General features: G+C 31.9%; 2 protein-coding genes. One reads left to right on the forward strand and one right to left on the reverse strand.

What is annotated here, in order from left to right; genetic code table 11:
• Nucleotides 1-112: 112 nt before the first annotated feature.
• On the reverse strand, nt 113-1,534 hold the full coding sequence (locus tag Q0616_RS11325; RefSeq protein ID WP_225539134.1) for a hemolysin family protein: 1,422 nt from the start codon (nt 1,532-1,534) through the stop codon (nt 113-115).
• A gap of 209 nt (nt 1,535-1,743) precedes the next feature.
• On the opposite strand from Q0616_RS11325, the gene Q0616_RS11330 reads away from it, so the two are divergent.
• Nucleotides 1,744-2,107: ATP-binding cassette domain-containing protein (locus tag Q0616_RS11330; RefSeq protein ID WP_298777015.1), on the forward strand; the 364-nt coding region annotated here is incomplete at its 3' end.

Here is a 2,107-nt window from a genome sequence, read left to right on the forward strand (position 1 = left end):
GATTAATGTTTTTCGAAAAATGAGATATGATATTCCGCTCTCGAGAAAAGAAGATATATAAAATAAAAAATCCGCTCGTTGTTGAGCGGATTTTTCATTCATATTTTAAAGACTAATTTTCATCATCTTCAGCTGTGTCAGGTTCATCTCGGTAATTCTCGATGAATTCTTCTTTCACTTTTAATTGAATTTGTTCTACCGAATTTCGGTACATTTTAATAATTGTTCCTGTGTATTCTTCCAAATCAACCAAATCACCTTCGGACAATTCTTTGTCAGGATAACATTCAGAAATCAACCCAGCCAACGTATCATAATGTTCACTTTCTTCGAATTTAAAAGGAACTAAGCGATTAATATCACTAATTGCATTGTGAGCATTTACATTATAAATACCTTCCGAAACACGCGAAACAATAGGATCTTCGTTGTCATATTCATCCTGAATCTCACCAACTAATTCCTCTAAAATATCTTCCATCGAAACAATTCCTGCTACTTCACCAACTTCGTTAGTCACAACCGCAATTTGCATATGCTTTTTCTGAAATTGTTTCATTACATTTTTAATCAATGCATTTTCTGAAATAAAAATGGGTTCACGTAACAAACCTTCGATCTCCGTTTGGTTAGGATTTTCTAATAATTGTTTAATCAAATCTTTCGCGTAAATGATCCCTTTTATATTATCAAATTCTTCTTCATAAACAGGGTAACGAGAATATCCTTCATTAATCGCATAATCTAACGCTTCTTTTACAGAAGTATTGATATTAATTGCGGATACATTTTTACGTAATGTTTGAATATTCATGACACGACGATCATCAAAATCAAAAACATTTTGAATCAGATTTCGCTCTGATTCTTCGATTGCACCACCTTCGGTACTTTCGGTAATAATCATTTTTAATTCCTCTTCTGTATGTATTTCTCCTCCATGAATAGGGTGAATTCCAAATGCTCGAAGAATAATATTAGCCATACCATTCATCATTACAATAAGTGGTTTGAATACAAAATAAAACACTCTAAGTGGCCAAGCAACAGCAAATGTTGTTTTTGTTGGATACTGAATTGCTAATGACTTTGGTGCTAATTCTCCAAAAACAATGTGCAAAATTGTCACAATAAAGAATGAAGCTGGAATAGCTGCATTTTGTGCAATCGTAGTCCAAGATGGAGAGGTTAAACCTAAAACTTCAAAAAGTTTTAAAATAATTGGTGTGATAGAACTTTCTCCAACCCAACCCAATCCTAAGGAAGCTAAAGTAATTCCTAATTGTGTTGCTGCAAGGTAAGAATCTAAATGTGTTACAATTCGCTTTGCAGCATTCGAAGTTCTTTCATTTATATCTTGATTGACTTCAATTTGTGACGAACGTACTTTTACAATTGCAAATTCTGCTGCAACGAAAAAACCATTTAATAAAACAAGGAAAATTGTAAGCAAAAGTTTTGCTACAGAAATTTCATCGGCGACATTGTGATTAGCGACTAAAAACAATGTCGAAATCTGGGAGTATGTATCCATTCTTCGAATTTAAGAAACTGACTTGTTATAAGTTTTTGTGAGCCAGTAAATCAATATGTCTAAATTAATAAAAAATATTATAAATCACAACGGTTTGATTCGTAGCAAAATTACAAAATAAATAAATACAAAATCTTAGAATTTATAGAGTGAAGAAAATCATTAAAAATCACTAAATTTCCACTTCATTTACCAAGCAACTATTTGCAATGCAAAATCAAAGTTTACATTATATCATTGAGGTTAAAAATTTATCAATTTCTTTTGGAGATAAACAAGTGCTGAACAACATTAATTTCAAAGTTGAACAAGGCGATACTTTAGGTATTGTGGGAGAATCTGGTTCGGGAAAGTCTTTGACATCTTTAGCAATCATGGGATTATTATCTCCAAATGCGACGATTCATCCAGAAAGTGAAATTCTTTTTCGTCAAGATGATAAAATGATTGATTTACTAAAACTTTCTCCCAAAGAATTAGAAGAAATTAGAGGTAATGAAATCGGAATGATTTTCCAAGAACCAATGACTTCACTTAATCCAAGTTTACGTTGTGGTGAACAAGTAGAAGAAG

It is taken from the genome of uncultured Empedobacter sp. (assembly GCF_937930195.1).
Lineage (GTDB): Bacteria > Bacteroidota > Bacteroidia > Flavobacteriales > Weeksellaceae > Empedobacter > Empedobacter stercoris.

Bases quoted from the DNA above. Each gene is read 5' to 3' on its own strand.
- Q0616_RS11325 (WP_225539134.1), bottom strand. From the start codon at position 1,534: ATGGATACATACTCCCAGATTTCGACATTGTTTTTAGTCGCTAATCAC.